The sequence below is a fragment of the Nostoc sp. NMS7 genome (assembly GCF_017115085.1).
GTDB lineage: Bacteria > Cyanobacteriota > Cyanobacteriia > Cyanobacteriales > Nostocaceae > Nostoc.
Genome location: NZ_JABXKJ010000148.1, coordinates 33,275 through 59,374, shown reverse-complemented (window position 1 = coordinate 59,374; position 26,100 = coordinate 33,275). Strand labels below are relative to the sequence as shown.

Genomic DNA, 26,100 nt, shown 5'->3' with positions numbered 1-26,100 from the left:
GAAACTTTAAAAATTTTGACGCACAGAGATTATGATCATCGACAGATTTCTGAATTCTGACTTCCGATTTTGCCCTACTTTTTACTTGTAGAGCTACCACCAGGTAGGCGGCGTTCAAACCAGAGTCCAGCGCTAATTAAAGCAGAACCACACAAGACAAACACCAGCGACTTGAAAAGTAAGTCCGTATCGTACTCTTGCACGCGACTGATAATTTGCAGTGTTAATAACAGCATACCGCCCCAAAAGGAACTTCTGTTGCTTAATTTCAATCCTTCTTGAATTAGTCCCCAGGCTAATGTTGCTAGAAGTACATTGAAAATAAAAACACCAAGTTCATCAATCCGGCTGATAGTTTGATGCCAAAAAGGTAGTAGGATAATAAAGACAAGAAAGGTACTAATGATAGCAGTCGTGAAAATCACTTCCCGACGCGGTGGGTTATTTCTTTGGCGGAGTAGAAACAACCATTGCAATACCGCCAAGCCGCTGAGAATTCCCAAATCGATGATTGGCAGAGACCCGAACAAGTTTGTGATATTCGTTGGCTGATTATAACCATAATTTGGAGATTCCCAAACCCAACGAAAAGACAGAATGTAAAAGACAATGCCGAAGCTTACCAACGCTAAATTCCGAGCCAGGGATTGAAACAACCTGTAATTTATGGTTGGAAACAGCAGATCATCATAACTCCAGAATAATGCAGGTGGGAGTGCAAAAGCAAAAGATGCCACCCAAGGCGCTATATCAGCATAATTCAGCAGTGGTAGGGGATTAAGGTTAGCTTGTAAGGAACTAGCAAAAACAAAGGCTGCTAGACCAAAAATCCAACGCGATCGACACAAGTAAGCTAAGGGTACAAACACCAGCCATGCCAACAAAGGTAGATGCTGCACCACGAACCGCGACCAAGTTAACTCACCTGAAGCGTACCACAAGTCTTCTAATCCAGTCCAGTACCCGATTTCCACGAGAACAATTGACAGAATTCCTAAAGAATTTAAGCACAAACTGAAGGCCATCACCACAACACCGAACCCCCAGACGAGAAACAATTGGGAAGTTGAACCGGCAATATTGAACATCTGGGCTATCAGCAGTAAATTTGCACCGAAAATGAAGGCGCTTAAAATTAGTAATCCTTCTCCCAGTAAGCGTTTGCTTCGTTCTGGTTTCTTTCCTTCAGGTGGCCTCCAGGTGTAAAAACCAGTGATGGCGATCGCAAAAAATAAACTTATCAGCAGAATAAATTTGATTTCTCGTGACCCTCCCTGCCAGTTTCCGGCTACAAAGGTAATTATGCCTAAGCATAAAAGTATGCCGCCGATACCAATCGCGATCGCTTTATTGCGATCGCGTGCAGCAGCTTCCAGGTTTTTAAATTGATAACGTTCTGCTATTTGCTCATACTGCGAAGAACTAATTAATCCTTCATCCCTCCATAGGTGTGCTTCTTTGCGTAATTTTTGCGGAAAATTATCTAAGTTCATGACCTTCTCCGGTGCAGTGGGGTAGCTTGGCCATTGCGATCCCAATGGCGGTCATTATATTTTGAGTATGAAGCCAAAAGCCTTAATTACATTGTTCTTCTGTAACAGTTTTATTTTGATTCTGATACAAGTTACTAATTCGTAATTCGTAATTAACATGGAAAAACCTTCTAATTTATTACTTAAAGTCTCGCGGCGGTTGTTCACTAATCTAGATGAACAAGAAAAATTTATTGAGGCTTTAATCAATCCTCAGCCTTTTTCACCCAGTATTCTTTGGTGTCAAGAAAAGCCAGATATTTCGCCTTTGGCACTGGAAAGACCAACATATTGGCAACCACAATTTATAGACCGCTTATATCTAGGAGAAAAACCCGGTCAGCATCCCTTGCATCAAAAAGGATATTTCTATTGTTTAGATTTTTCTTCGGTGTTTGCGGCTACTACTTTGTTAGCTATTCCTCAGTCAGTGCCTTTAGTTTTTGATATGTGTGCCGCACCAGGAGGTAAAAGTATCTTTGCTTGGAAAGCTTTACAACCAGACTTACTGATCAGTAATGAAGTCATTGGCAAACGTCTGGGAATGCTAATTTCTAATTTGAAGCGTTGCCAGATTAGCCCTAATGCAGTAGTTAATCGAGATTCGAGTATATTTGCCCAAATGTTTCCCGGCTCTAGCAATCTAGTAATAGTAGATGCTCCTTGTACTGGACAATCTTTACTTGCTAAAGGTGAAAAAGCACCCGGATGTTTTCACCCAACAGCTATTAATAAGAGTGCAAATCGGCAAAAGCGCATTATAGCTAACTCTGCTAAAATTGTTTCACCACAAGGCTATCTTGCTTATATGACTTGCACATATTCACCCGAAGAAAATGAGCAAGTTTGTGAATGGTTTTTAGAACGCTTTCCCCAGTTTCAGCCAATAGAAATTCCTAATTTAGCCAAATATCAGTCGCATTTAACTACAATGCCTTGTTATCGGATGTTTCCTCAAGATAGGTTAGGTGCAGGTGCGTTTACAATCCTGTTTAAAAATACTAATGAGGATGAGCGTAAAGAAGTAGATTTAAATATAATATCTTCGCTGTATATCTACCAAAATCTCAAATAGTCAAGTTATACCAATTCTATGTGAGGCTGCGCTTTATTCACGTAGGGGCAATTCATGAATTGCCCCTACCTAAAAATCAGGGTTTCAGTTATTGTTTGCGTAAGTCCTGATCAAAAACTTGAATAATTAACTCTTATAGTTAAAAATAATTTTTTAACTTTTTCATAACCTAAAATTAACCAATATTTATCCAGTATCAGCTCTAGACTTACGGAAGTAAACATTATACAAAAAAGCTACACTGTAGAGGATGCAAATTACATGAGTCGAAAAGTCAGCAAAGTGTTTAAACAGTCTGGGGTGATTCCTTATAGAGTGAACAATGGCAAAATTGAAATCTTGCTAATCACGACTCGTAACTTTCAACATTGGGTAATTCCCAAAGGACATATTCCTAATGGCATGAGTTCGCCTGATTCAGCAGCCAAAGAAGCGTGGGAAGAAGCAGGGGTGATTGGGCAGGTAGACGCGAATGCACTCGGCACTTACAAGTACCGCAAACGAGGCAAAAGTTACTGTGTCAAGATGTATTTGTTACCAGTGGAGATGCTGAGTGAAGATTATCCAGAAGCAAGTAAAAGAAAACGGCAGTGGGTAGAAGTGCCTAAAGCTATCAGGCGGGTTAAGTTTAATTCACTCAAACGAATTCTTAAAGGTTTTTTCGAGGTCAAATCTCACTTTTGTGCATTTCGATGTTAACTAAGTGGGCAAGATTAAATCAAACTATGTTACGCAATGTAAAATTAACTAAAGGTTTGTAGTAAGCGCTGGAGCCGCTTACTACAAACCTTTAATTATTCACACCCACTCAGGAATTAGAATTAAAGAACATACAATTTATGTCCCTGGTTTACCTCACCCTCAATCTCTCTCCTTATAAAGGAGAGGAAAGCTAGAGACAGGATGAAGTTTTGCATTTTATTTAATCTACCTTCCTTACTTAAATCCATAGTAAAGCTACCCAAGTTTTTATACCGATAATTCCATCAGCTTGCAATCCCTTTGATGTTTGGAAACTAACAATTGCATCCTTAACTGACTCAGAGAAATGCCCATCAATGGCATTAGTATATAATCCAATCTTTGTTAATTGCTGTTGTAATTGTTTGACTTTTAGCCCAGAATCTCCTACCTGAAATCCATTAAATCGATTCAAATCGGCTCGACCACTAACACCTGGTACACCAGATATATCACCTTCATATTGATGGATTAGGTATTGCCCCTGCCAAGCACTAGGAATACTTGGGTTCTTAGTTCCGTAGTGGGCAATCCATAACGGATAACTAGCAAAATCAGATGGATTGCCAAGTTCTGTCCAGAAACTGGGGAAGGTATAAATAATTGGTTTAATTGGTTTTTGTGTTTGTTGTAAAAGGGCTTTTTCTACCTCTGCTAACCAAAGTTTAGCTGCATTAATTACAGATTGGCTATTTACTTTGTCATTTACCTCTACATCCAAAACTGGTGGTAAATCTCCCGGTTCTAATTTTCCCAGCGTTTTTAAGAATTCTTTTGCTTGCTGAACCGGGTCAGAAGTATGTGGGTGAAAGAAATGATAAGCACCCCGAATAATACCAGCAGCTTTCATGGTCGGCCAGTGATGAGCAAAAGCAGAATCTTTGATGCTAACTCCCTCTGTGGCTTTGACAAACGCAAAAGTTTTACCAGAGTTTTTTACTGCCGTCCAATCTACTCTGCCGTCTTGATCGGCAACATCAATTCCTTCCATAGAATTTTTTAACCTTTGTGAATAGTACAATAGTGAACTTATCAGAGGCTTTGATCTAATTTATGCTTCTTCTGGGTCTTTGAGTAAATTACAGAAATTTACTAGGGTTTAGTATCAACAGCTCGCACCGGAGTTACTCTGACTTTGCCCGTACAAGGCTTGACTTGTTCTGTAAGGGTAAAGTGCTGGTAACTATTAGGAGGCGTGATTTCAATTTTACTAGAGATTGGGCAGTGTTTCTCTGGGGAACTAATATGGTTATATGCTATCTGAAATGAGGCTTGTGTTCCAGGAGCTAGAGTTACTTTTTGTCGAGTTTGTTGACTCGAAAAGTAAGTATCCTTGGAGCGGATAACTTTAATCCCTTCCAAAGGCTGACCTTTTGCATCCAGTAGTGCCAATCCCGGATAACCGTTGAGGGTGCAAGGGGATGAGCCATTATTGGTGAAGGCGTAGGTAAGTGCAACATTCCCAACACCAGCATCTTCTGAGACTCGGCGCACTGACAATTGACTATTTTCACAGCGCGTCGGATTCGTCGCAATAGTGGCTTGTGGGGTAAAATTCTCTGTAGTTTTTTGAGTCGGTGTAGGTGTTGAGGTCAACACAGTTTCCTTCGTCGGCTGCTCAGTACTTGCTGGCAAGGCTTGTGGCTGTTTTGTAACAGAGGAAGAACCGACACAGCCAGTTGTCACCGCAGTCAGGAGCAACAACATACTGCTTTGCATAATTAGAATTCGCATATCTTTTTTCTCTCTAGTGAGCTACTTACACTGATGCTTTATATACAGTGTAAGTTTCCAAATTCACAAGGGTTAGCATTGTTGTGTACTTTAGTATAGGTGTAATACCATTTCACACAAACCCTGATACAAATACGAGGTACCAGAACCCCACCCCCAACCCCCTCCCCGCAAGCGAGGAGCTTGCTCTGATGTACCTTATATGATTGGGAAAGGCTATAGAAATTTAAATATTCAACCGAATTTAATATTATCTGTTGCTTCAATCAAAGCACTACGAATTCCTGGTTCACTCATCGAATGCCCGGCATCAGGAACCACTATAAATTCGGCTTCCGGCCAAGCGCGATGTAATTCCCAAGCTGATATCATTGGGCAGACTACATCATAGCGTCCCTGAACAATTACAGCCGGAATATGGCGGATACGGTGTACATTTAAGAGTAATTGATCTTCTGTTTCCAAAAATCCCTGATTCATAAAATAATGGCATTCAATACGTGCGAAAGCTGAAGCAAATTCACTCTCGCCAAACTTTTGCATGAGTTCTGGATCTAAGAAAAGTCTACTTGTACTACCTTCCCAAATTGACCAAGCACGCGCTGCTGTTAATTGAATTTCTAAATCTGGACTGGTCAAGCGTTTGTAATATGCTGCGATCAGATCATCACGTTCATCTATGGGAATCGGTTTTAAATATTCTTCCCAAGCATCAGGAAAAATATAGCTAGCACCCTCTTGGTAGAACCAGCGCAACTCTTTTTGTCTGAGCATGAAGATCCCACGCAGAATTAGTCCCGTGCATCGAGAAGGATGGGTTTGACTGTAGGCTAATGATAAAGTGCTACCCCAACTACCACCGAAGACCGCCCACTTTTCTATACCTAAATGTTGGCGCAGTTTTTCGATATCACTAACTAAATCCCAAGTGGTGTTTTCTCGTAATTCTGCATGGGGCGTACTTTGACCACAACCGCGCTGATCAAACATCACTAACCGCCATTTTTCTGGATGGAAATATTGCCGATAAAAAGCTGGACATCCGCCACCCGGTCCCCCATGCAGCAAAACGATGGGTTGACCTTGCGGGTTCCCTGACTCTTCAAAATGAATCGTATGAAGGTTGGAAACCTGTAAACTACCTTCTAGATAAGGTTTGATCGCTGGATAAAGTTCTCGCATTTTCGATATTTTATCACGTAATGTTGTGATTGCGATCGCTTGCATAAATCAAATAAACCCGATATTCATGATACAACCCTCCAATGGCCTTCCACCTAAAGGGCGATCGCCTCAGATGAGAATGATCACAGCATTGAAAACTTGGGCTGCTACTCCGCATGGAATCTCAACAATTGTACTAGCTAAGATGGCATTCAAAATGGCGATCGCATCGGCAATTTCTTTTGAAGTTGCTCAGGCGTTACGATGGGAGTATCCTTTTTATGCAGCGATCGCCGCGATCATTGTGATGTCATCTACTCATGGCAGCACTTTGTTACTAGGAATTCAACGAATAATTGGCACTGTGATTGGTGCCATCGGTGGAGCCATCTTTGCGGTTGCATTGGGTACCAATTTCTGGTCACTGGGAATCAGTGTATTTTTGACGATCTTTCTGACTTCTTATTGGAAATTCAATGAGGCGGCAAAATTGGCGGGGTATGTGTCAGCGATCGTCATTTTGAGTCACAGCCAATCTCCTTGGCTGTACGCCTGGGGCAGGTTGCTCGAAACCCTCTTGGGTATTGGTGTCGCACTGTTGGTAAACAACTTTATTTTTCCTGCTTCGGCTGGAGTCGAACTGAGGCGTAATTTGTCGCAAACGTTAACTGATTTGGAGCAGTTTTATGAGTTGGTTGTGGACTCTGCCTTTACAGGAAACTACGATCGCCCCCGTGTGGATAAGTTGAAAATCAGTATCATTAGTTCACTCACCAAGGGGCGATCGCTATGGCAGGAAGTCAGACAGGGACAGACAAACGAACCGCCAGAAAAACGGGTGAATGAAGCCTGGGAGTTTCTCATCCGCAGGATTTGGGAACACATCTTGACAATGGAACATACCGTACTTGCTAGACAGCAGGATACTTTCTGGCAAATTCTTTCACCTCAAATTACCCAACTGGCACTAGAAACTAAAAGTGCAATGCTCACCCTCGCAACAGCTGTGAAATTGCACCAATCTAGTTTATCTTTGTCAGGAATGGAAGTTGCAATCACCAATGCCACTGAGCAATTAAATCGCTTGGAAGAAATTAAACAGCAAGATTATCCAATGGATGAGATACTCCGGTTTTTCACATTCTTTTACACGATGGAAGAGGTGGGCAGAAAACTGCAAAAAATGGCAGGTACGCTGATTACCAAATAAAAATAGTAAATAGACCATGCAGGGGCACAGCAATGCTCATTGGTGTCAACTTAAGGGACTTCCAACAAATAAATTACCCAATCTTGTGGGGTGGGCAACATGAGCGCCCGTATAGAAAGGCGCTCATGTTGCCCACCCCACAAATTACCATTGCTTTTTAAGTTTCGTAGTCTGGCTATGCATTATGGCAATTAAGTTAAAAAATTGAGATTTATCTGAATATTTCCGATTTTAGATGCCCTAGCGTTGCTTTTTCAACTCATTGCGTCTTATATCCAAGCTTTGCGTCTTAAAATCACGATTTTTTTCTTAAAATCATGATTTTTTTCTTAAAATCACGACTTTTTTCTTAAAATCACGACTTTTTTCTTAAAGTCACGATTTTTTTCTTAAAATCATGATTTTTTTCTTAAAGTCACGATTTTTTTCTTAAATAGGACTTACGCACTGAAAACTTGAAAGTTTGATCCCCCCTAGCCCCCCTTAAAAAGGGGGGAATCTTACAAGCCCCCTTTTTAAGGGGGTTGGGGGATCTCTTCTGCGTAAGTCCTATTAAAATCACGATTAAAATCACGATTAAAATCGCTTGCTCTAAACCTCGATTCTCTATTCAGGAGTCAGAATCCATTCCGGCTCCTGAATTCTGAATTCTGAATTCTTCTTCGGTAAACCTTTAGAAGGTGAAAGTTGTTCTCAGCGTACCAATGATTGCATCATCGTTGTTGCCAGGAAGTTGACCAGGATTGGTTAACCAAATTACCCCAGGAGTAATAGAAATGTTGTCGCTTACACGAAACTTATAGAAACCTTCAAAGTGGTATGGTTCATCACCAGTGTTACCTCCAACATAAGGTTCAATACCTGCGAAAAGTCCTAAAACGTTGCCCTTCTTACCGAAGTCGGGCAGGGCTACCCCAAGTCCATAACTCCAAACTTCACTATCATCATTAGCACCAACGCCTGTGATCTGACTGTAAAGCGCAAAGCCACTAATCGAAAGTTTGTCACTAGGTTTAAAAGCAGCCTCCAAACCGTAGGAATTACTTGAATATGGATTGCCAGCACCGACAAAGTTAGCTTGTGCAGTACCGACTATACCAGTTGTTGTACTCGCGGAGCCTGCATCGAATAAAACAGTACCACCATTATGATAACCGTGGACGTAAGTTGCAGCTAAGGTGATGCGATCGCCTATTTTTAAGTTCAACTGTCCTAAAGCAGCATAGTTCCCCTCCAATAAACCCGTATTTAGACCAGGGTTATTCGCTTGAGATGCTAAGTAACCCAAGGTTAATGAAGGTTCAAAGCCACCGCCACCACTACCAAAGGCTAAGTTAACGCCGATACCAGCACCGCCGCCAATCCGATAGATTGGGCTTTCAGAAGCAAAGGTAGACAAAGCACCGTTACCGCCATCATAATCTTCAAAGTATGGGTTGACGGTAGGAACGTAATCGCTCTGAATACCTCCACTAGCAGCTATATAAACTTGGGAGTTGCCAATGGGGAAGTAATAGGCCAACCAGTCTATAGCAACACCGTTGTTGGTAGTAGGAGAGACGCTAATGGTTTGAGTTCCTTCAAATGTGCCATTTGGTAAACCCAAAAGATTTGCATTACCAGCTGCCAGCCTAGTATGCAAAGTATCTTTACCTGTGAAGCTGGTTTGCAAGTCTAAACGCACCCTGTCTTGGAAAACAGTATTGTTGTTGTTGTTGTTGTTGCCAAAGTTGTCGCTGACAGTAAAAATTGCTTCACCAACTAGCTTGGTTGTAGTAGAAAACTGATTTGCTTCAAGTTCTGCAGTTCGTGCTTCTACAGCATCTACTCGACCACGCAGAGTTCCTAATTCTGCCGAGAATTCCTCTTGCAAACGCTGGAGGGTCGTCAAATCCTGTTTTGACACCAAGCCAGCAGTTGATGTCGCAATCAGTTCATTAACTCGATTTAAACAAGCATTCAAACCTGCGGCAAATTCATAACGGGTTAATGCTCGGTTGCCACGGTAAGTGCTATCGGGGTATCCAGCAATACACCCGTAGCGTTCAACCAGGGATTGCAAAGCTTGGAATGCCCAGTCAGTCGGCTGTACATCAGAAAACTGAGAAACTGACGTAACTTGAGAGAGTGAATTCTGGTTCTTGCCTTCGCTGGTGTAGCGGTTAACCTTTTCTAAAATGTTATTATCATCAGTCTTTTGGGCAACCAACTGCTGATTAACTTTTGGTTGCTCTGTTTGAATGAATACTGAAGCAGCAGAAGCTATTGATGCCTTTGTATCTTCAGAAGAGCCTGCTACTTTAGCAGCCATAGCCCTAGTAGAAAGCAACACCGTCACTCCCAAAACTACTGGAGTTAGTACCAGAGTTTTCCACAATAGATGAGACATTTTTGATTTTCCTTTCCCAAAAAATACCCGAAATACCTGGGTTCAAGAAAAAGAGAACAAGCAGTTTTTCTACTTGTTGGAAATCTTACCAGATTGCAGTCAACTAAGATATGTCTCACAAAATTTTTCTGGATGAAGAATCTTCAGGAGTGCTGAGTACTGGATAGCTAGGGTTTAGCTCGTCCTGAGTAAGAAGTACTAGTTATAAATCTTCCTACTCAGCACTCAGTAGTCGGAACTGATTTGATGCTCAGTCCGATTATGGTTACTGAGCTTGCCGAAGTATTGCTTTTTTATTCAGCACAGCGAATATTTTTTCATTATGCAGTTTTCTGCAATTAGGCGATCGCATTCGTGCATTCTCCAGGTGTCAAAACTGCATGCAAACAAGCACAAAAGGTCGATGTGTAACCTTAACTTCTAATTTAATCTATAGCTCATTGCCAAAAGTAACATTACTGACCGCGTACCAATGAGGTAAGGCAATATTTATGCAAATATCTCTGCCTTAACTAAATTTAAAAAGGAGAAAAATCATGTCAAAAAATCAAGACATCTTACAAGGCTTGGGTTTGGTCGAAGAACTTGACGAACAAGCTAGTGAAACAATTACTGGCGGATATGAGGTCTTTATCGTTACAAACACAACGCGATACAATGTCTCCTACAGTGTCGATGGTACAAAAACTCTCGCACAGTTTGCAAAACCGGGAGCTTCTTCTGTATGGACTGCCTATGGCGGAGGAATCATTAAATTTGACGCTGACGGTAGAAACAACTATGTGCAGAACAAATCATACAATTTGGCCGATGGGGCAACATATGAGTTTCAATACAACACAAGGACTCCTGGTAATCCATACGATATAGACCTCTATAGGGTTGGGTAAATTTGAAGCAGATTTACTCTTTTGAATCTCTCAAACATACTGCAAATGGGTTATGAGGCCAGGGCAATAACTTTTTAGCGCGTCAGCCAAGCTGTCAAAAGTCTGAACTGACAAGCCAAACACTCAATTAAGTCGGGGCAAATAACCCGACTTAATTTTCTCACCAATATTTTCTCATGAGAGTAATAAAAGAAGGCTACTTAGCTCTGGATGATTTGATTGTTAAATTTTAAAAAAATCTATGAATTTTATGACTTACACACTGTACAAAATGACCATAATATGGGTTATAAAAAATGCACATTTCCGGTGCTGACTGCAACGCTGATTTAATCGCATATTTACTGTTTTAAGTGTTACGCATAGCTCAAAAGCCCAAATTGTATATAATACACATATATGATGCGTAAGTCTTACTACTTAGCTCTGCATGATTTGACTGTTAAATTTATTTTTTCTTAACAATCTTTCGATTAATTTCATGAAATACTACATAATACAGATAAAAAACTCTACCCACAAGGGGATGGAGTTTTTAGTGATTAGTCATTAGTCATTAGTCATTAGTACAAATGACCAATGACTTTTGACTAATGACGCTCATCGGCAAGGCGGTGGTCACTGAGCGCGGCCGAAGTGCTATCCCTCTCCACCCACGTTCGCGCAGCGTCCCGTAGGGAGGGGATGGAGTTTCCCGCCGCTTTCAATGAATTTAAATTGATGAAGTACACAACCTAAGTCTTAAAGGCTGTTTTACTTCTGAATTCTGAATTCTGCTGTATCTCAACTATCTACCAATGACGTCAGGCAAGATTTATGCAAATATCTCTGCCTTAACTCAATTTAAATTAAGGAGAAAAATCATGTCAAACAATCAAGACATCTTCCAAGGCTTGGGTTTGGTCGAAGAACTTGACGAACAAGCTGGGGAAACAATTACTGGTGGATACGAGGTGTTTGAGGTTAAAAACCAAACCAAATACAATGTCTCCTACTATCTCGATGGTACAAAATCACCAGGGTATGCCTCAAAACCTTATTCTGGTGATGCTATATGGACTGCCTACAGCGGAGGAATTATTAAATTTGACGCTGACGGTCGAAATGGCTACACACAATATAAAACATACAATTTGGCCAATGGGGGAGTATATGCCTTCCGAGACAACAACTCCACTAAGGGCAATCCATACGACATAGAACTGTATAAAGTTGGGTAAATTTGAAGCAGATTTACTGTTTTGAATCTCTCAAACAGATTGCAAATGGGTTACGAGGCAAGCGCAATGACTTTTTAGCGCGTCAGCCAAGCTGTCAAAAGTCTGAACTGACAAGCCAAAGGCTCAATTAAGTCGGGTCATTTGACCCGACTTAATTTTCTCCCCAATAATTGCACTTGAAAATGAAATACCAGATTGTTCTTCAACAAAGTGAAGAAGACTGTGGTGCTGCTTGCATTGCCACAATCGCCAAACATTACGGACGCACCTTTACCCTCAACCGCGTCCGAGAAGCAGTAAGTACCGGTTCACGAGGTACGTCCTTATTGGGCTTGAAGCGGGGAGCGGAAACACTGGGATTTAATGCCCGCCAAGTCAAAGCTACTCCCCAACTCATCGAACAATTACACCAAATCTGCCTACCAGCGATTATTCACTGGAAAGGCAACCACTGGGTAGTGTTATACGGTCAAAAAGGCAAAAAATACGTAATTGTCGACCCTGGTCTTGGCATTCGCTATCTGACGCTACAAGAGTTAATGGCGGGTTGGGGTAATGGCGTGATGTTACTTCTGAGTCCTGATGACAGTCGCTTTTATCACCAAGAGTCTGATAAAATCGCTGGTATTGGGCGTTATATCCAAAGAATTTACCCCTATCGTTTTATTATTGCCCAAGCGATCGCGATCAACATCGCCATTGGAATTCTTTCTTTGGCGACTCCGTTTATGATGCAACTGCTGACGGATGATGTGTTAGTGCGAGGAGATACCCAACTGCTAACGACTGTAGCAATTGGGGTGATAACCATGAACCTGATTAGAAGTGTGATTGGTTTAGTGCAATCTCATCTAATTGGTCACTTTGGGCAAAGATTACAATTAGGGCTAATTCTGGAATATGGACGCAAACTCTTACATTTGCCTCTTTCGTACTTTGAAGCCCGACGCAGTGGAGAAGTTGTTAGCCGGATTTCTGATGTTCATGCCATCAATAATCTTGTTTCTCAAATTGTCCTCGGTTTACCCAGCCAATTTTTTATTGCTTTAGTTTCCTTAGCTTTAATGCTGTTCTACAGCTGGGAACTGACTCTCGCTTCCATCGCCGCTTTTCTGGTGATTACGGCTGTTAGTTTGCTGTTTTTACCAGCTATCCGCCAGAAAACCCGGAATATGATTGTTTCGGGTACAGAAAATCAAGGCTTTCTGGTGGAAACCTTTCGTGGTGTCCAAGTCTTAAAAACTACTCAAGCCACACCCCAAGCTTGGGAAGAGTACCAGGCGAATTACGGTCGACTGGCTAACTTGGCTTGGAGTACGATGAAATTAGGACTTTACAGCAGTACCATCGTCGGTGTTCTTTCCACTTTCATTAATATTGGCATCCTCTGGATAGGTAGCAGCTTAGTAATTAATCAGACTCTAAGTATCGGGCAATTAATTGCGTATAACGGACTGAGTGGTAACTTTCTCGGCTTTCTAAGTTCTGCCATTGGCTTACTTGATGAATTTATTACCGCTCAAATAGTCATTCAACGCTTAACAGAAGTGATTGATGCTACTCCAGAAGATGAAAATGATTTTAAAAAGCCTTGGGCAGAAATTCCTGGGGATGCAGAGATTACTTGTACTCAACTCAACTTCCATCATGCAGGTAGAGTTGATCTCTTGTCAGATTTTTCCCTAACTATTCGCGGTAGTCAAGTAATTGCTTTAATTGGTAAATCTGGGTGCGGGAAGAGTAGCCTAGCGAAATTAATTACTGGTTTATACAAAAGCCAGTCCGGTAATATTCGTTATGGTCTTTACAACCAGCAAGACTTGTCTTTAGAATGTCTGCGACAACAAATAGTGTTAATTCCCCAAGAACCACATTTTTGGAGTCGTTCAATTATCGATAATTTCCGGTTTAGCTATCCTGATATGAGTTTTGAAAGTATTGTCGAAGCTTGTCAGATTGCTGGTGCAGATGAGTTTATCAGCAAACTACCGGATAAATATCAAACTATTTTAGGAGAATTTGGTGCGAATATTTCTGGGGGACAACGGCAAAGGTTAGCCATCGCTAGGGCAATAGTTACTCAACCCCCGATTCTGATTTTAGATGAATCGACAAGTGCCCTCGACTCGGTAAGCGAAGCACAAGTTTTAGATCAATTGCTTTATCATCGCCGGGGTAAAACTACTATTATGATTAGTCACCGACCAAAAGTCATCCAGCGAGCCGATTGGATTGTAATGCTTGAACAAGGACGCTTACAAATTCAAGGTACACCAGAAGAGTTGCGTCAAATCAAAGGCGAGCATTTAAATTTCTTAGATGATATTGTGACATCAAAAAATGATTTAGCGATCGCAACTTCTGGTTCCTACCTTAACAACAAGCCTGCTACTATTAATTAAATTATATTTTTCTTTAATACTGCACTAAAGTATGGTTAGCAAGACAGATTTTGTATCCCCAATTCAAACAAACGAATTTTTACCACCACTTAGTCGTTGGACTACCTTTGGTGGGATGATTATCCTGGGCATTCTCAGTTTAGCAATTCCGGTTGCGGCGATCGCTAAATATAAAGTCACAGTCAAAGGACAGGCGGTTGTTCGTCCCATCGGTGAATTGCGGGTTGTGCAAGCCACAACCGAAGGTCAAGTAATGCAGATTTATGTCAAACAAAATCAAGTTGTGAAAAAGGGAGATGCGATCGCAACCATTGACGATTCCCGTCTGCAAACTAAAAAAAGTCAACTGCAAACTAATATCCAACAAGGTAAATTACAACTGGTGCAAACCTATGCCCAGATTCAAGCCTTTAACAGCCAGATTCGCGCCGAAACCGACCGCATTCACCGGATTATTACAGGTGCCGAAGCCGAATTGAGCGGTCGCTACCGAGAATATCAAGACAAAAAAATTACTACTGTTTCCGAGTTAGAAGAAGCTGATGCCAATATCAGAATTTCTCAAAGAGAATTGCAGGTAGGTAAGGAACAGCTAAAAACAGCACAAGCAAATCTCCGTGCCTCCGAAGCAGCTTTGGGTGCAGCTACATCCAAAGAAAACCGTTATCAGACCGTAGCCGCAGTTGGTGCCCTATCTAGAGACCAATTTGAAGAAGCCCAACTGCTTGTGAAACAGCAAGAACAATCAGTGGAAGGGCAAAGAGGCGTTGTTGCAGCCCAAAAACAAACGATTGAACGCTTAGAACAAGCACTATCCGCTACTGTAGCAAGACGGGAACGTGCCAAAACTGCGCTCAACCCCAGTAATGCTGGTGTTGCTATTGCTACCGAGCGAATTGCCCAAGAAAAAGCCACAGGAGAAAGCAACAAAGCAACTTTAGAAAAGGATCGCCAAGCCCTAGTTAAACAAAAAATTGAACTTGAGAAACAGCTAGAACGGGATACCAGCGAACTTAAACAAATAGAAACCGACTTAAGTCAAACCACGATTACAGCTACTGCTGATGGGATTATTTCTCAACTTAATCTCCGAAACTCCGGTCAAACTCTCCGGGCTGGCGAGGAAGTGGTGCAAATTGTTCCTAGCGATGTCGCTCAGGTTTTAAAAGCAGCAGTGGCATCTGAAGATAAGAATAAGTTAAAAATTGGTCAAAAAGTCCAAATGCGGGTCAGCGCTTGTCCTTACCCCGATTATGGTACGCTCAAGGGCAAAGTCGAAGCGATTTCTCCAGATGCAATTACTCCTCAAAAGAATAATAGCAATTCATCTAATGACACGTCTGTTAGTCGGCAAGCTCCAACGGCTGGCAGTTACTACGAAGTGACAATTGAACCGGAAAATCTGATTTTAGGTAAAGGTAAAAATCAGTGTCACATTCAATTAGGAATGGAGGGTAAGGTTGATATCATTTCCCGTGAAGAGACTGTATTGCAATTCTTCCTCAGGAAGGCGCGACTAATTGCAGATTTCTAATGTTTTCGTTTTGCTGAAAAAAGTCGGGTTCAAAACCATAAAATACTCAGGGTAAATTATTAGCAAATAATTAGACATCTAGCGAAATTAAATATTGACTCAACTTAAAACTGTCTGGAGTATTGTGATATCAAGCTATTCCGCAGAGTTGTGAGTAGGGATGCGGAGAATTTTTTGCGAGCAAACGTTGCACAATCCTAACTCCAGATAGATATCAATGGGTAAGAAGGAGTGCTATTTGTAACCCAAGTATTTGTTTAATTTGGTAAGATTTCAACAGCCAGTAGAAGAATCATGACTACAGAACAGCCGTTAATACTTGATGCTGCCAGCGACGAATTCATTTCAAAAATTGGTTCAAGTTAAATGACCCGTTAATTTATCAAATTGGGATTGCTCTAAAAGTAAATCTTGAGTCTGAGAATGTCTGCGATCGCCTCTACACCGAGTCAATGGCAACTGCACTTTCTGCTCATTTACTACAGCACTACTTGACCCAAAAGCCCAAAATTGCAAGCTATTCTGATGGATTATCACAGGCTCGATTAGGACAAGTGACTGAATATATTCACCAGCATTCGGCGCAGAATCCTAGCCTGATGATTATGGCTGAAATGGTGCAGATGAGTCCTTATTACTTTAGCCGTTTGTTTAAACAATCGACCGGGTTAACACCACATCAGTATTTACTCAAATGCCGCCTTAACCGCCATTTCAAGCGCCATTTTGGTGTTTCACCCAGCCAGTTCCGCGCTTAGGAACGTGGATTAAATAAAATGCAAAGCAAGGGATTTGTTAGGCGATCCTGAACACGGTGACAAAATTCCTTCGACACTGAATCTATATCAGTCTCTAGTGATATCATTTTCGGGTTCGTACTCAAGGAGGATGAGTCTCGAATCAAGAGTTTGCGTCTCGGCGAGATGGAGCGCAGTTCTCTGAAACCCGGCATATATTGGCTCCAGTCCAGCATCTCCAAGAATTAATGGGAAGACCAGTAGTCGCAACCGATCAACGAGACCAAGTTGCATCAAGCCCTTTACCAATTGAAGGCTACCGAAGATACGGATTGGATCTCCAGTCTGTTGTTTGAGTAGACGAATCTGCTGCTCTAAGTTGCCCGCAATCACTTTGGTGTTACTCCAAGTGAGCAGCTCATCGAGAGAATTTGAAAAGACTAACTTGGGCAACTCCCGCATTCGGACACTAGCCGAGTCAGTGGCTGTGGCTGAATATCCAGCGAGAATCACATATGTGTTGCGTCCCATAAGTATGACCTGTGGCTGGCTTATTTCCCTTTGTATCCAGCTTGAGAGGTCAGGGCCGTCGTATCCAAAGTACGCCTTCTCATCAGCACCTGATGCAAAGCCGTCAAGCGACACGAATAGGTCTGCGATAAGTTTCCTCATTCAAACTCCTTGCTGTGAAACCGCGACGTCTGCCATACGCTCTGAAATCTGCTAGCCACCGCTGCACCGTGCTTCGATGCTTCCCAAGTATTTTAGCGATGCCTTCTCTACGAGACGCTTCGCGTAGCTTGCTTCCACGTTCGCGCAGCGTCCCGTAGGGAAGTGGTACGGCGGCAAGCTACGCACACACACTCATACCTTGATTTTTAATCATGTAAAGCGCTTGTAACCGAACTTTAACGTCGTGCATTATTCTGTTGACGTACCAACGCCTCGAGTTCTTTGACACTTTCTTCGATATCGATATGTGTTACCCCTACTATTACTCACCCTACCCTAGATGCTACCTCTCTATAACATTTACCATGTGTCGCATTCTTTTTTCAAATTGGTATGAGGTATGCTATTAGCCAGTGACTTAAGTTACTGGCGGTTAAAGTATTTTTGCAATAGGTTTACAACTATCCGTAGTCTTTGATTTTACTCCTACAATATCATACCTGTCTGGCTCAAATGTCCCGTGCATTGTGAGAACGATCGCATGAATTAAGGCTTCCGCTTTCAGCAGCGTTTCTTGAAACTCTATCTCCGGCTCGGAAAGTGCCACAATTCCGCCACCAATACCAATAGAAGTTTGATTAGGAGTCAGAACAGCAGTGCGAATCACAATATTTAAATCGGCTGAACCATTCAATCCCAAAAAGCCGATCGCTCCTGAATATACTCCCCGCGCTTCTTGTTCCAATCGATCAATAATTTGCATGGTTCTGAGTTTGGGCGCACCTGTCATCGAGCCTCCGGGAAATGAAGCCTGCACGCAATCTATTGCTGTTAAATCTGGCCGCAAATGCCCACGTACAGTTGTTACCAATTGATGCATCGTTGCATAGGTTTCTACATCCATTAACTTCGGTACGTGAATGCTACCGACTTCACAAACTCGTCCCAAATCATTGCGTAATAGATCGACAATCATCAGATTCTCAGCCCTATCTTTTTCGCTGTTGCGTAGCTGTTCTTTGAGGATAAAATCTTCTTCAGGGAGTTTTCCGCGTCTCAGGGTTCCCTTAATCGGCTTAGTTTCTACCCAACCCTGCTGATCAATCCGCAGAAATCGTTCTGGAGATGAGCAGGCGATCGCAATCTCACCAAAGCGCAAAAATGCCGCATAGGGGGCTGGATTGAGCCTACGTAATGTCCGGTAGAACGTTAATGGATCGGGGGTTATATCAGTATAAAGCTGATTTGTGAGGCAAACTTGATAGGTTTCCCCTTCATAAATTTCCTCTAAGCAATGGTGAATATCATTAATGTAAGTCTGGTAAGTACGACTTAAATGAAACTTGACTGGCTGACTATTTCCTTGAGGTACAAGGGGAGAAAGAGGAGTCAGAGTTTCGAGTTGTTGTTGGATAGTATCAAACCAAGTTTCTAACTGTTGTGTTTGTCCTTTTTTGATTAATTGCAGCAAATAAACACACTGTTCTTGATGATCGATGGCAATCATGCGATCGGCAAATAAGAAAATTGCATCTGGTAATGGTGAAGAATGTACCAATGACGATCCAGATGCCTTGAGTTCATAGCCAAAATAGCCCACAAATCCACAGTTAAAATCAAATGGTAAATCATCAGCTTGGCAACTTCGGAGGTGAATTTCTCGTTTGAGATACTCGAAAATACTTTCGCGGCGATAGGTAACACAATCTGAATGTGCGATCGTCAGTTCTTGGGTTTGGGTATGGTAGCGTACCAAGAGGCTGTTTTCCCCGTTCCCATCGCCCATAAACGAGAAGCGAGATAAACCGGATTCCACGCGGCTACTGTCCAACCAAAAGGCATTTGTTGCTTGCCGAAATAAATGGACAAATATTTGTTCTGTGTTCGGGCAAATATCCAGTTTGCGGCTATGAACTTCAAACTTCTCTTCCTCTTCTTGGCAAGGTTCATCAATAGGAGGAGCAATAAATCCATATCCAGTCCAATACCGCTTTTCTGAACTTCTTGACGATTTATCTATAAATTGCAGCGTGATATCTCTAAAGTTTTCTAGTAATGTTTGTCCATATTCTGTACAGATAGACTCTGGGTGAAACTGCACACCCCAAAAAGGTAGATGTCGATGACGCAATCCCATCACCAATCCTTCCTCAGTCCAAGCAATTTTTTCTAGGCACTCAGGTAATTCATCCGCAATTATCAAGGAGTGATAGCGCACCACAGAAAACTGACTGGGAATGCCTTGGAATAATTTGGAATTATTATGATAAATTTTACTGAGTCTACCGTGTCGAACTTCCGGTGCATGAATCACTCTTCCACCATGTAGATAGCCAAGTCCTTGATGTCCCAGACAAACTCCCAGCAAAGGCACATTCACATTCTCAATTATCTGTCGGCAGACTCCAAAATCTTCTGACCTTTCTGGACGACCGGGGCCAGGTGAAATCACAATGTTGTCAAATGCAATTTTTTTCAATTCATCCCAGTTAAGCTGATCATTACGAATTACCAGAGGTAGTTCCCCATTTACCTCGGCAATCATCTGGTAAAGATTAAAAGTATAAGAGTCATAGTTATCAATAATTAATGTTTGCATACATACTAAATTAACTACTACATAGAACGTTTTTACGCTTAGAATAGCACCTAGATAAGTTATCTGCTACTTTAATTTTTTTGGTTCTATCTATGTTAATAAATGATGCTGTCATGCACTTGGCAGTTATTGATTCTGGTTTTGCAGGTACTTCTCAATGACTATTTCCAGATTTTTTTGGTTAATCTTGTTCCTAGTGTATGTCAAATATCCTAACATAAGGCAATACAGTTCAGTTAAGCATTTCTTCCTTCTCTCGGTGTCCTCCGCTCCTCTGTGATTCGTTATTTTTTATTTAATGTATGCTATGGCAATCCTGAATCATTCGTAAGAAACAAGATCCCCGACTTCTTGAAGAAGTCGGGGATCTGAATTAAATAGGATTGCTATATGTCTAAGAAAATTTTTGGGGATGAAGAATCGTAAAGTCTTGCAGATGGCTTGTTTGCCAAAGGTCACATTTATACAATAATTTCGCTCGATTTTGTGCCATTTCTAGACTTTACCTTCTTATTCTTAACCCTGATTTGCGGTAAATCTTTTTTATCTTTGTAAAAGTAACAGATTTCCACTAGAGTTGGCCATATTTCTAGAGAACCGTGAAATTGGCTAATGACATCATCGATAATTCTGGAAACATTTTGCTGAAAAAAGTCTGGTTCAAACCCATAAAATGCTCTCGATAAGTTCTCAGCAAAAAATTGCATGGACTGCTTACGTTCTTCATTCTGGGTAGACATTGAAGCTTTGACTACTTGGCTGTGGATAGCAGAGATTTTTTCCAGGATTTCTTCCGAGTCTAGCAACGTTACCTCGCCAGAGTAATCAAACTTGATTCCCAGGTCATCAAGATGATAAACACTGCTTTTAATCTTCTTTTTCAGCAGGCTACATATTTCCTCATTAAAGAGTTCACTAGCCAGAGGATTACGCATATAGTTATTTCTTATATGGTTTTGGACAGCATCAACGTGTGCAGCCACAATCCCCTCTTGCTGTATCCAAATCCTGTAAATATAATCTTCAAACCTCAGCCTAGTTGGAAAAAATGGTGGTAAACCTAGCTGATTATCATATCCAGCGACTCCACAATCCATTCTCCAGTTTTTGTTAGTAATAACAGGTCGAAAATTCGTAAGAATATAAAAATCATTTAGGTCATTTGGACTTATTTGGTTTTCATCATTGAGATACATTTGAATAAAATCAAGTGTATCGATATCATTAGTTCCTGTGCGAAAAGTCTGGGCAATCTTGACGATCGCATTATTCAATACTCTTCCCTGTTGTAATAAGAGACTATTTTCCCGAAAGTAACCCTTAGTCGTATTGGTTTCTAAATCCATTGCTGTATCAACAACCAATTCTCCAGCCTCGAAGTTTTCCGGTACATGGCAGGCTTTTTGACCTAGAACATCACTAAAAGCTGTGAGTAAGTCAAAAGATTTATGGATGTAGCCGCCTTGCTGATTTGACTTGATTAATTTACCTCGACATATTTCATCGCCTGTTAAAGATTCTGGGCTAGTTTCAATTAATGCATCTGGTCGCATATCGTCATCTGCACTAACCATTAAATGACCAAGGGTATACATCAGTGTGAAGTTGCGATTTCCTCCATAACTAGGTCGGAATAAGTTTTTGACTAATGATTCTAGTTTCTTATCGCGCAGTCTTTCATTTAAAAATGTAATAAATTCCTCTTTCTGTTGGGGTCCGACATAAAACAGGTCATTGACAGTCTTAGTCTGTTCTAAAATTGGGTAATATTTCTCGTGGTTGGCAATGCTGGAATCATCAAATACAATAATTTTTAAAGCATGACCATTTGCCCAGAAATTCTCATCATATTTTTCGATGGTCTGTGCTACATCTCTCAATCGATGAGTCGGAATAACAAATATCGTCTCTTTTTGTTTCATAAAATCTGTTCAGGTTTATAAAATGAAGTTTCAACACTTCAAATGTTTAAATGTTATCAGCTTACTAATCACTGCATCGCTGTTATTGCACTTCCATCAAGATTATTCAACTCAATTAAACTGATACATCGTTACCGATTGCCAGCTTATTTTTACTACGCTCCAACTCTTTCCAGAGGACTTCAATTTTACCGAAAGCTTCTTCAGGAGATAGTTTTCCAGCCGTTTCTAAACTACTGATGTAGCCAACTTTTTGAGCAAATTCTTGGAGATTGGCGTTAAATACTAAGTTCTTTGGCTTAAATTCACCGTAGTAGCTACTGCGAGGGTAGAGAAAGCTATTTTTATCTTCATAATTGGACTGTGCCATTAATTTACTCATGATCAAAAACCTAGTTTTTTAACTCAAAAAATTACGAATTAGGAATTAGTCAAAGGTTATCGGAGTGCTGTAATTGTGCTATTTTCCGATGGCGATTTGGAAGGCTTCAGCAACAGGCCCTAAAACCAAAACCGGAAAAAATGTCAATGCTCCCAAAATCAAAATAGTGGCGGCAGTCACGCTGGTAAATAATTTGGTATCTGTACTTAGGGTTGCCCTTGAGGGAGGTACAGATTGCTTGGATGACAGACTATCTACTAGCAGTAACAAAACAATGATCGGAATAAACCGTCCCATCCAGAGGGTAAATGCTGTTGTCAGGTTCCACCACAAAGCAGTGGGGGCGGGTTGGGTATCTGCCAAGCCTTCAAAACCGGAACCGTTGCCGGCCGCTGCCGATGCATACTCATAAATCACTTGTGTAAACCCGTGAAAGCCAGGATTACTCATGCCTGAAAGTTGGTCAGGAAAAGCTAGGGTAATACCACTGGGCAGCAAAATCAATAGCGGATGGATCAGAATAATTACACTTGCTAGGGTAATTTCCCATTTCTCGATTTTTCGTCCCAAAAACTCTGGCGTTCGTCCCACCATTAAGCCAGTCAGGAACACTGCCAAAAACATATACACGACCAAAGAAGCGGCACCAGTGCCCATCGCTCCCCAGATCACTTGCAAAAACAGGTTGAGCAAAGCACAAAATCCACCAGACGGCATTAACGAGTCGAACATACCGTTAGCAGAACCAGTCATAGTTGCTGTTGTAGTGATGGCGAATAACGCAGTTTCCGCCCAGCCCAACCGGACTTCTTTACCCTCCAAATTGGGCTGCTGACTACCCAACAGGGCATTGACGGCGGGATTGCCCTGATATTCACCTACGGCAGTCACACCAATTAAGACTACAAAAATGGTGAACACCATCCAGAACAGTAGGCGACTCTGTTTTAAGTTACCGATGAAGATACCGTAGGTATGAAGTAATGCTGTGGGAACCAGCAACATTGCCACCACTTGTAGCAAATTGGTGCCGCCATTGGGATTTTCAAAAGGATGAGCAGAGTTGCCACCAAAGAAGGCTCCACCGTTCTCACCTAGCATTTTGATGCTTTCAAAGTGGGCAATCGGGCCACGAGCGATCGCCTGAGTTGCTCCCTCTAATGTGGTAATATTTACAGGCCCAGCAAGGGTTTCGGGTACACCACCCCAGATCAACAACACCGTACTCACAATAGCCAAGGGTAGCAGCACTCGCGTCATCGAGCGAGTCAAATCTACATAAAAGTTGCCCAAAGGTCTACCTGTTAAGGCACGAACGAAGGCAATTCCCACCGCTAATCCCGTAGCAGGTGCAACAAACATTAAGAAGCCCAAGGCTGTGATCTGGCTCAGGTAGGACATTGTGCTTTCTGGGACATAGTGTTGTAAATCTGCCGCAACCAAAAAAGAAATGGTGGTGTGTAATGCTGTATCCCAAGTGGGCATTCCTAAATTAGTAGGATTCAACGGTAGTGAACTCTGAAATACCAGCAGCAACAGGGCTAAAACTGCCATTGCTGTATTGCTGAGTAGGACAGCGATCGCATATTCTCTTCCAGTCATGCTCTCTTGCGGTTCAATACCAATGAGGAGATAAATTAAACGCTCCAATGGGTTGATCACTGGATCGAGCCAGGTTCTTTGCATCAAAAAGACTTCAGCTAGGTAGCGTCCTAGTATTGGTACTGACACCACAACCAAGAATAGGGTGAGAAAGATTTGCACAAAGCCTTGGAGCATACTGGGGATTGGCATAAAGCGATCGCTATAGGTGTAGCGGGAAACTCACCTATTATAGGTAGAAGAACTCTATTTAGACATATAATCAGAGCAATTTAGTGCTTCTTTAGTTAGAGCAGTGGAAGGGTGTACTGCACACTTTAGATAGTTGTTGTTGTTAAAAAATTGGCAGTTTTTACAGGGTTGTTGCTGTAAATCTTTGATGCTTAGTATTTCGTCTTTATCTTGTACCGCATTTTGGGCTGCATCTTGTACCGATTTCGAGGCAGATGAAACGATAAAAACGACAATTCCCCAAACAATCATGAAGGAAATGTGAGCCAAAAACACTGCTACAAAGGGAATGTCTCCCTGCTGTGGTTTTGGATAATTAACTGTTGTCTTAGGTACGATTGCTTCAATTAGGGTGGACTGATGAACACTTTTTTGGGCTGATACATCAAGTCGGAAAAAGTCCGAAATATGCATATTAAAAACCTTTAGTTAGTCGAACTCACATTTAATAAAGGTCATCTCCAATTGAACATCTTTAGAAACTAGCGAGATACAGCTTTGCTTGGTTTCCATCCCCAGTTTTTGAAGATATTTGCTATTGAAAATAAACCAGAAGAATTAGTTAGTTGCAACTTTTCTTTACTTGTTACCTGATCACTATCTGCCTCAGTCTCGGTGTGGCTGCTCCAAGGAGAGGTGATAACTTTAATCTGATGAATCTTAATTAATCCGCAATAGTTGAGGACAACGGCACCCCAAGCCGTAGTTTCTGGCTTCATATTAGTAACCAAAAGTGTAGAAACTTCTGCTGCTAACCAATCCCCTTGTAATATGGGTGGAGCTTCAACAATCACAATCGATTCTGTGGGAATAGTATGGCTGGCTCTAATTCTTTGCCCACCCAGAAACAGAGTTTCGGTAAAAAATATCAGATTGCCTTTAGAGTAAATATCGCTAATTTCGCCCTTAAATTGAGTTGTAATTGCAGTACCTAAATCTTTAATCATCTTCGGGTCAGGTGCATGATAAGAGAAGAAGTAAATGTTCATCTATCTAATAATATGTGGAAGGGAAATTAGCTAGAACTTCTGAATCATCTGAATCAACAGATTGGCAGGCTGTTGGTCGAGCTTCCAGCAAGCAACTGTTGAGGGAATAGTAAACAGAATGAATTTTCTTGAGAGTTACTTTGAGAGCCGGAACCATCATGGGATGGATTGCGATCGCTAAGATATAGTCTCCAGCAAAAATTGCGGGATTGTCTGTTGCGGAAATGACTTGACTTTCTCGTAAAATTCCTAGAAAAACGCATTGATCGGGTAATTGAATTTCAGTTAAATGAATGCCACAATAAACACTATTAACTTGGATTAAAACACCAAACAGGCTTGGTTCTAAAGCTTTTTTGTCTTTTAACACAAAAATATTTTTTAACTCTAATAGTATTGTCCAATATTCTATAGAAAAAATATGTTTTTTTTAGATATATTTTGAGGATATATAAAATGTATTAAATAAATCAAATATATGTTTATTTATTACCTTTTGAGGCATATATTTAGAGATATAGTTTTGATATAGGAATCATATTTGATTTCTGAAAAAATCTCGGTAGTCTTGTAGTGGACTGTCTAGTCCAAAATGTTGCAAAAAAATTGTAGGTTGGGGAGCCACTGCGTTGCGCGGGTTTCCCGCGTTGTAGCAAGTGGCGTTGGAGGCTTTGCGTAACCCAACATCCTGATAATCAGTTGGGTTGCGCTTTGCTCCACCCAACCTACGTCTACGTCTAATGCACTATTTTAGCCTAAAGGGTTCACTACGTGTATTTCAAAAATTAAATACTAGTCCTATATATAGCAGTGAGATACAGCTTAACCTCACACCGATAAACCTGTGCTTTCTCTACCCTCTCCTTACTAAGGAGAGGGGTTGGGGGTGAGGTTTTGATATCGATCAGGACTTACGCTACTTAATTATTCGTTAACAAAAAAATCCCCGACTTATTTAATAAGTCGGGAATCTAAACTTTCCGATTTTAAGTAATCATTAAGGATTGCTATAGATAAGCATTCCGAATAGGAGGCGTAGCAGTAATCAGCAAAACTCCCTTTTCGCTATTTGCCA

22 protein-coding genes are annotated in these 26,100 nt (G+C 41.3%); 8 read left to right on the top strand and 14 right to left on the bottom strand.

Annotated elements, in window-relative coordinates; genetic code table 11:
• Positions 1 to 74: 74 nt before the first annotated feature.
• Positions 75 to 1,493, bottom strand: a complete 1,419-nt coding sequence (locus HWQ38_RS15300) for a DUF2157 domain-containing protein (RefSeq protein WP_292794880.1) — start codon at positions 1,491 to 1,493, stop codon at positions 75 to 77.
• A 157-nt stretch (positions 1,494 to 1,650) separates the two neighbouring features.
• Here HWQ38_RS15300 and HWQ38_RS15295 point away from each other — a divergent pair, with 157 nt between their 5' ends.
• Positions 1,651 to 2,607, top strand: coding sequence for an RsmB/NOP family class I SAM-dependent RNA methyltransferase (locus HWQ38_RS15295; protein ID WP_292794879.1), 957 nt, complete (start codon positions 1,651 to 1,653; stop codon positions 2,605 to 2,607).
• Positions 2,608 to 2,868: 261 nt separating this feature from the next.
• The gene (locus HWQ38_RS15290) at positions 2,869 to 3,306 is read left to right on the top strand and encodes an NUDIX hydrolase (protein WP_292794878.1); all 438 of its coding nucleotides are present in this window, start codon (positions 2,869 to 2,871) and stop codon (positions 3,304 to 3,306) included.
• 241 nt (positions 3,307 to 3,547) lie between these two features.
• Here HWQ38_RS15290 and HWQ38_RS15285 read toward each other — a convergent pair whose 3' ends face one another.
• The 3 genes from HWQ38_RS15285 to pip all read right to left on the bottom strand — a co-directional run bounded on the left by HWQ38_RS15285 (position 3,548) and on the right by pip (position 6,264).
• The gene (locus HWQ38_RS15285; protein ID WP_292794876.1) at positions 3,548 to 4,339 is read right to left on the bottom strand and encodes a GH25 family lysozyme; all 792 of its coding nucleotides are present in this window, start codon (positions 4,337 to 4,339) and stop codon (positions 3,548 to 3,550) included.
• A gap of 101 nt (positions 4,340 to 4,440) precedes the next feature.
• On the bottom strand, positions 4,441 to 5,082 hold the full coding sequence (locus HWQ38_RS15280) for a DUF4232 domain-containing protein (RefSeq protein ID WP_292794875.1): 642 nt from the start codon (positions 5,080 to 5,082) through the stop codon (positions 4,441 to 4,443).
• A gap of 234 nt (positions 5,083 to 5,316) precedes the next feature.
• Positions 5,317 to 6,264 (bottom strand): prolyl aminopeptidase, encoded by a 948-nt coding sequence (gene pip / locus HWQ38_RS15275; protein WP_292794950.1) that lies wholly within the window; start codon positions 6,262 to 6,264, stop codon positions 5,317 to 5,319.
• Positions 6,265 to 6,331: 67 nt separating this feature from the next.
• Between pip and HWQ38_RS15270 the strand changes: the two genes are divergently transcribed.
• The gene (locus tag HWQ38_RS15270; RefSeq protein WP_292794874.1) at positions 6,332 to 7,456 is read left to right on the top strand and encodes an aromatic acid exporter family protein; all 1,125 of its coding nucleotides are present in this window, start codon (positions 6,332 to 6,334) and stop codon (positions 7,454 to 7,456) included.
• Between the two features lie 673 nt (positions 7,457 to 8,129).
• Here HWQ38_RS15270 and HWQ38_RS15265 read toward each other — a convergent pair.
• Positions 8,130 to 9,845 carry an iron uptake porin gene (locus tag HWQ38_RS15265; protein ID WP_292794872.1) on the bottom strand — a complete coding sequence of 572 codons (1,716 nt, stop codon included), beginning with the start codon at positions 9,843 to 9,845 and terminating at the stop codon, positions 8,130 to 8,132.
• A gap of 536 nt (positions 9,846 to 10,381) precedes the next feature.
• Between HWQ38_RS15265 and HWQ38_RS15260 the strand changes: the two genes are divergently transcribed.
• The 5 genes from HWQ38_RS15260 (at position 10,382) to HWQ38_RS15240 (ending at position 16,649) form a co-directional block, all read left to right on the top strand.
• Positions 10,382 to 10,735 (top strand): hypothetical protein, encoded by a 354-nt coding sequence (locus tag HWQ38_RS15260; RefSeq protein ID WP_292794871.1) that lies wholly within the window; start codon positions 10,382 to 10,384, stop codon positions 10,733 to 10,735.
• 863 nt (positions 10,736 to 11,598) lie between these two features.
• Positions 11,599 to 11,955: a hypothetical protein gene (locus HWQ38_RS15255; protein WP_292794869.1), complete on the top strand. Its 357-nt coding sequence runs from the start codon at positions 11,599 to 11,601 to the stop codon at positions 11,953 to 11,955.
• Between the two features lie 182 nt (positions 11,956 to 12,137).
• Positions 12,138 to 14,357 carry a peptidase domain-containing ABC transporter gene (locus HWQ38_RS15250; protein WP_292794867.1) on the top strand — a complete coding sequence of 740 codons (2,220 nt, stop codon included), beginning with the start codon at positions 12,138 to 12,140 and terminating at the stop codon, positions 14,355 to 14,357.
• 31 nt (positions 14,358 to 14,388) lie between these two features.
• Entirely contained in the window at positions 14,389 to 15,891 is a 1,503-nt protein-coding gene (locus HWQ38_RS15245) for an HlyD family efflux transporter periplasmic adaptor subunit (protein WP_292794865.1), read from the top strand.
• 452 nt (positions 15,892 to 16,343) lie between these two features.
• Positions 16,344 to 16,649: an AraC family transcriptional regulator gene (locus HWQ38_RS15240; RefSeq protein WP_292794863.1), complete on the top strand. Its 306-nt coding sequence runs from the start codon at positions 16,344 to 16,346 to the stop codon at positions 16,647 to 16,649.
• Between the two features lie 87 nt (positions 16,650 to 16,736).
• Here HWQ38_RS15240 and HWQ38_RS15235 read toward each other — a convergent pair whose 3' ends face one another.
• The 9 genes from HWQ38_RS15235 to HWQ38_RS15200 all read right to left on the bottom strand — a co-directional run bounded on the left by HWQ38_RS15235 (position 16,737) and on the right by HWQ38_RS15200 (position 25,395).
• The gene (locus HWQ38_RS15235; protein ID WP_292794861.1) at positions 16,737 to 17,300 is read right to left on the bottom strand and encodes a dihydrofolate reductase family protein; all 564 of its coding nucleotides are present in this window, start codon (positions 17,298 to 17,300) and stop codon (positions 16,737 to 16,739) included.
• Entirely contained in the window at positions 17,263 to 17,400 is a 138-nt protein-coding gene (locus HWQ38_RS40455) for a hypothetical protein (protein WP_366933296.1), read from the bottom strand. The genes HWQ38_RS15235 and HWQ38_RS40455 overlap by 38 nt, the downstream gene beginning before the upstream one ends.
• A gap of 333 nt (positions 17,401 to 17,733) precedes the next feature.
• Entirely contained in the window at positions 17,734 to 19,899 is a 2,166-nt protein-coding gene (gene pabB, locus HWQ38_RS15230) for an aminodeoxychorismate synthase component I (RefSeq protein ID WP_292794859.1), read from the bottom strand.
• Between the two features lie 461 nt (positions 19,900 to 20,360).
• Positions 20,361 to 21,821 carry a hypothetical protein gene (locus HWQ38_RS15225; RefSeq protein ID WP_292794857.1) on the bottom strand — a complete coding sequence of 487 codons (1,461 nt, stop codon included), beginning with the start codon at positions 21,819 to 21,821 and terminating at the stop codon, positions 20,361 to 20,363.
• 115 nt (positions 21,822 to 21,936) lie between these two features.
• Entirely contained in the window at positions 21,937 to 22,191 is a 255-nt protein-coding gene (locus tag HWQ38_RS15220; protein WP_292794947.1) for a hypothetical protein, read from the bottom strand.
• Between the two features lie 90 nt (positions 22,192 to 22,281).
• Complete coding sequence (kdpA, locus tag HWQ38_RS15215) at positions 22,282 to 23,982, bottom strand: potassium-transporting ATPase subunit KdpA (RefSeq protein ID WP_292794946.1); 1,701 nt, start codon at positions 23,980 to 23,982, stop codon at positions 22,282 to 22,284.
• A 69-nt stretch (positions 23,983 to 24,051) separates the two neighbouring features.
• Complete coding sequence (locus HWQ38_RS15210; protein WP_292794855.1) at positions 24,052 to 24,450, bottom strand: hypothetical protein; 399 nt, start codon at positions 24,448 to 24,450, stop codon at positions 24,052 to 24,054.
• Between the two features lie 68 nt (positions 24,451 to 24,518).
• Positions 24,519 to 25,025 carry a hypothetical protein gene (locus HWQ38_RS15205; RefSeq protein ID WP_292794853.1) on the bottom strand — a complete coding sequence of 169 codons (507 nt, stop codon included), beginning with the start codon at positions 25,023 to 25,025 and terminating at the stop codon, positions 24,519 to 24,521.
• Positions 25,026 to 25,029: 4 nt separating this feature from the next.
• On the bottom strand, positions 25,030 to 25,395 hold the full coding sequence (locus tag HWQ38_RS15200; protein WP_292794851.1) for a TrkA C-terminal domain-containing protein: 366 nt from the start codon (positions 25,393 to 25,395) through the stop codon (positions 25,030 to 25,032).
• Between the last annotated feature and the right edge of the window lie 705 nt (positions 25,396 to 26,100).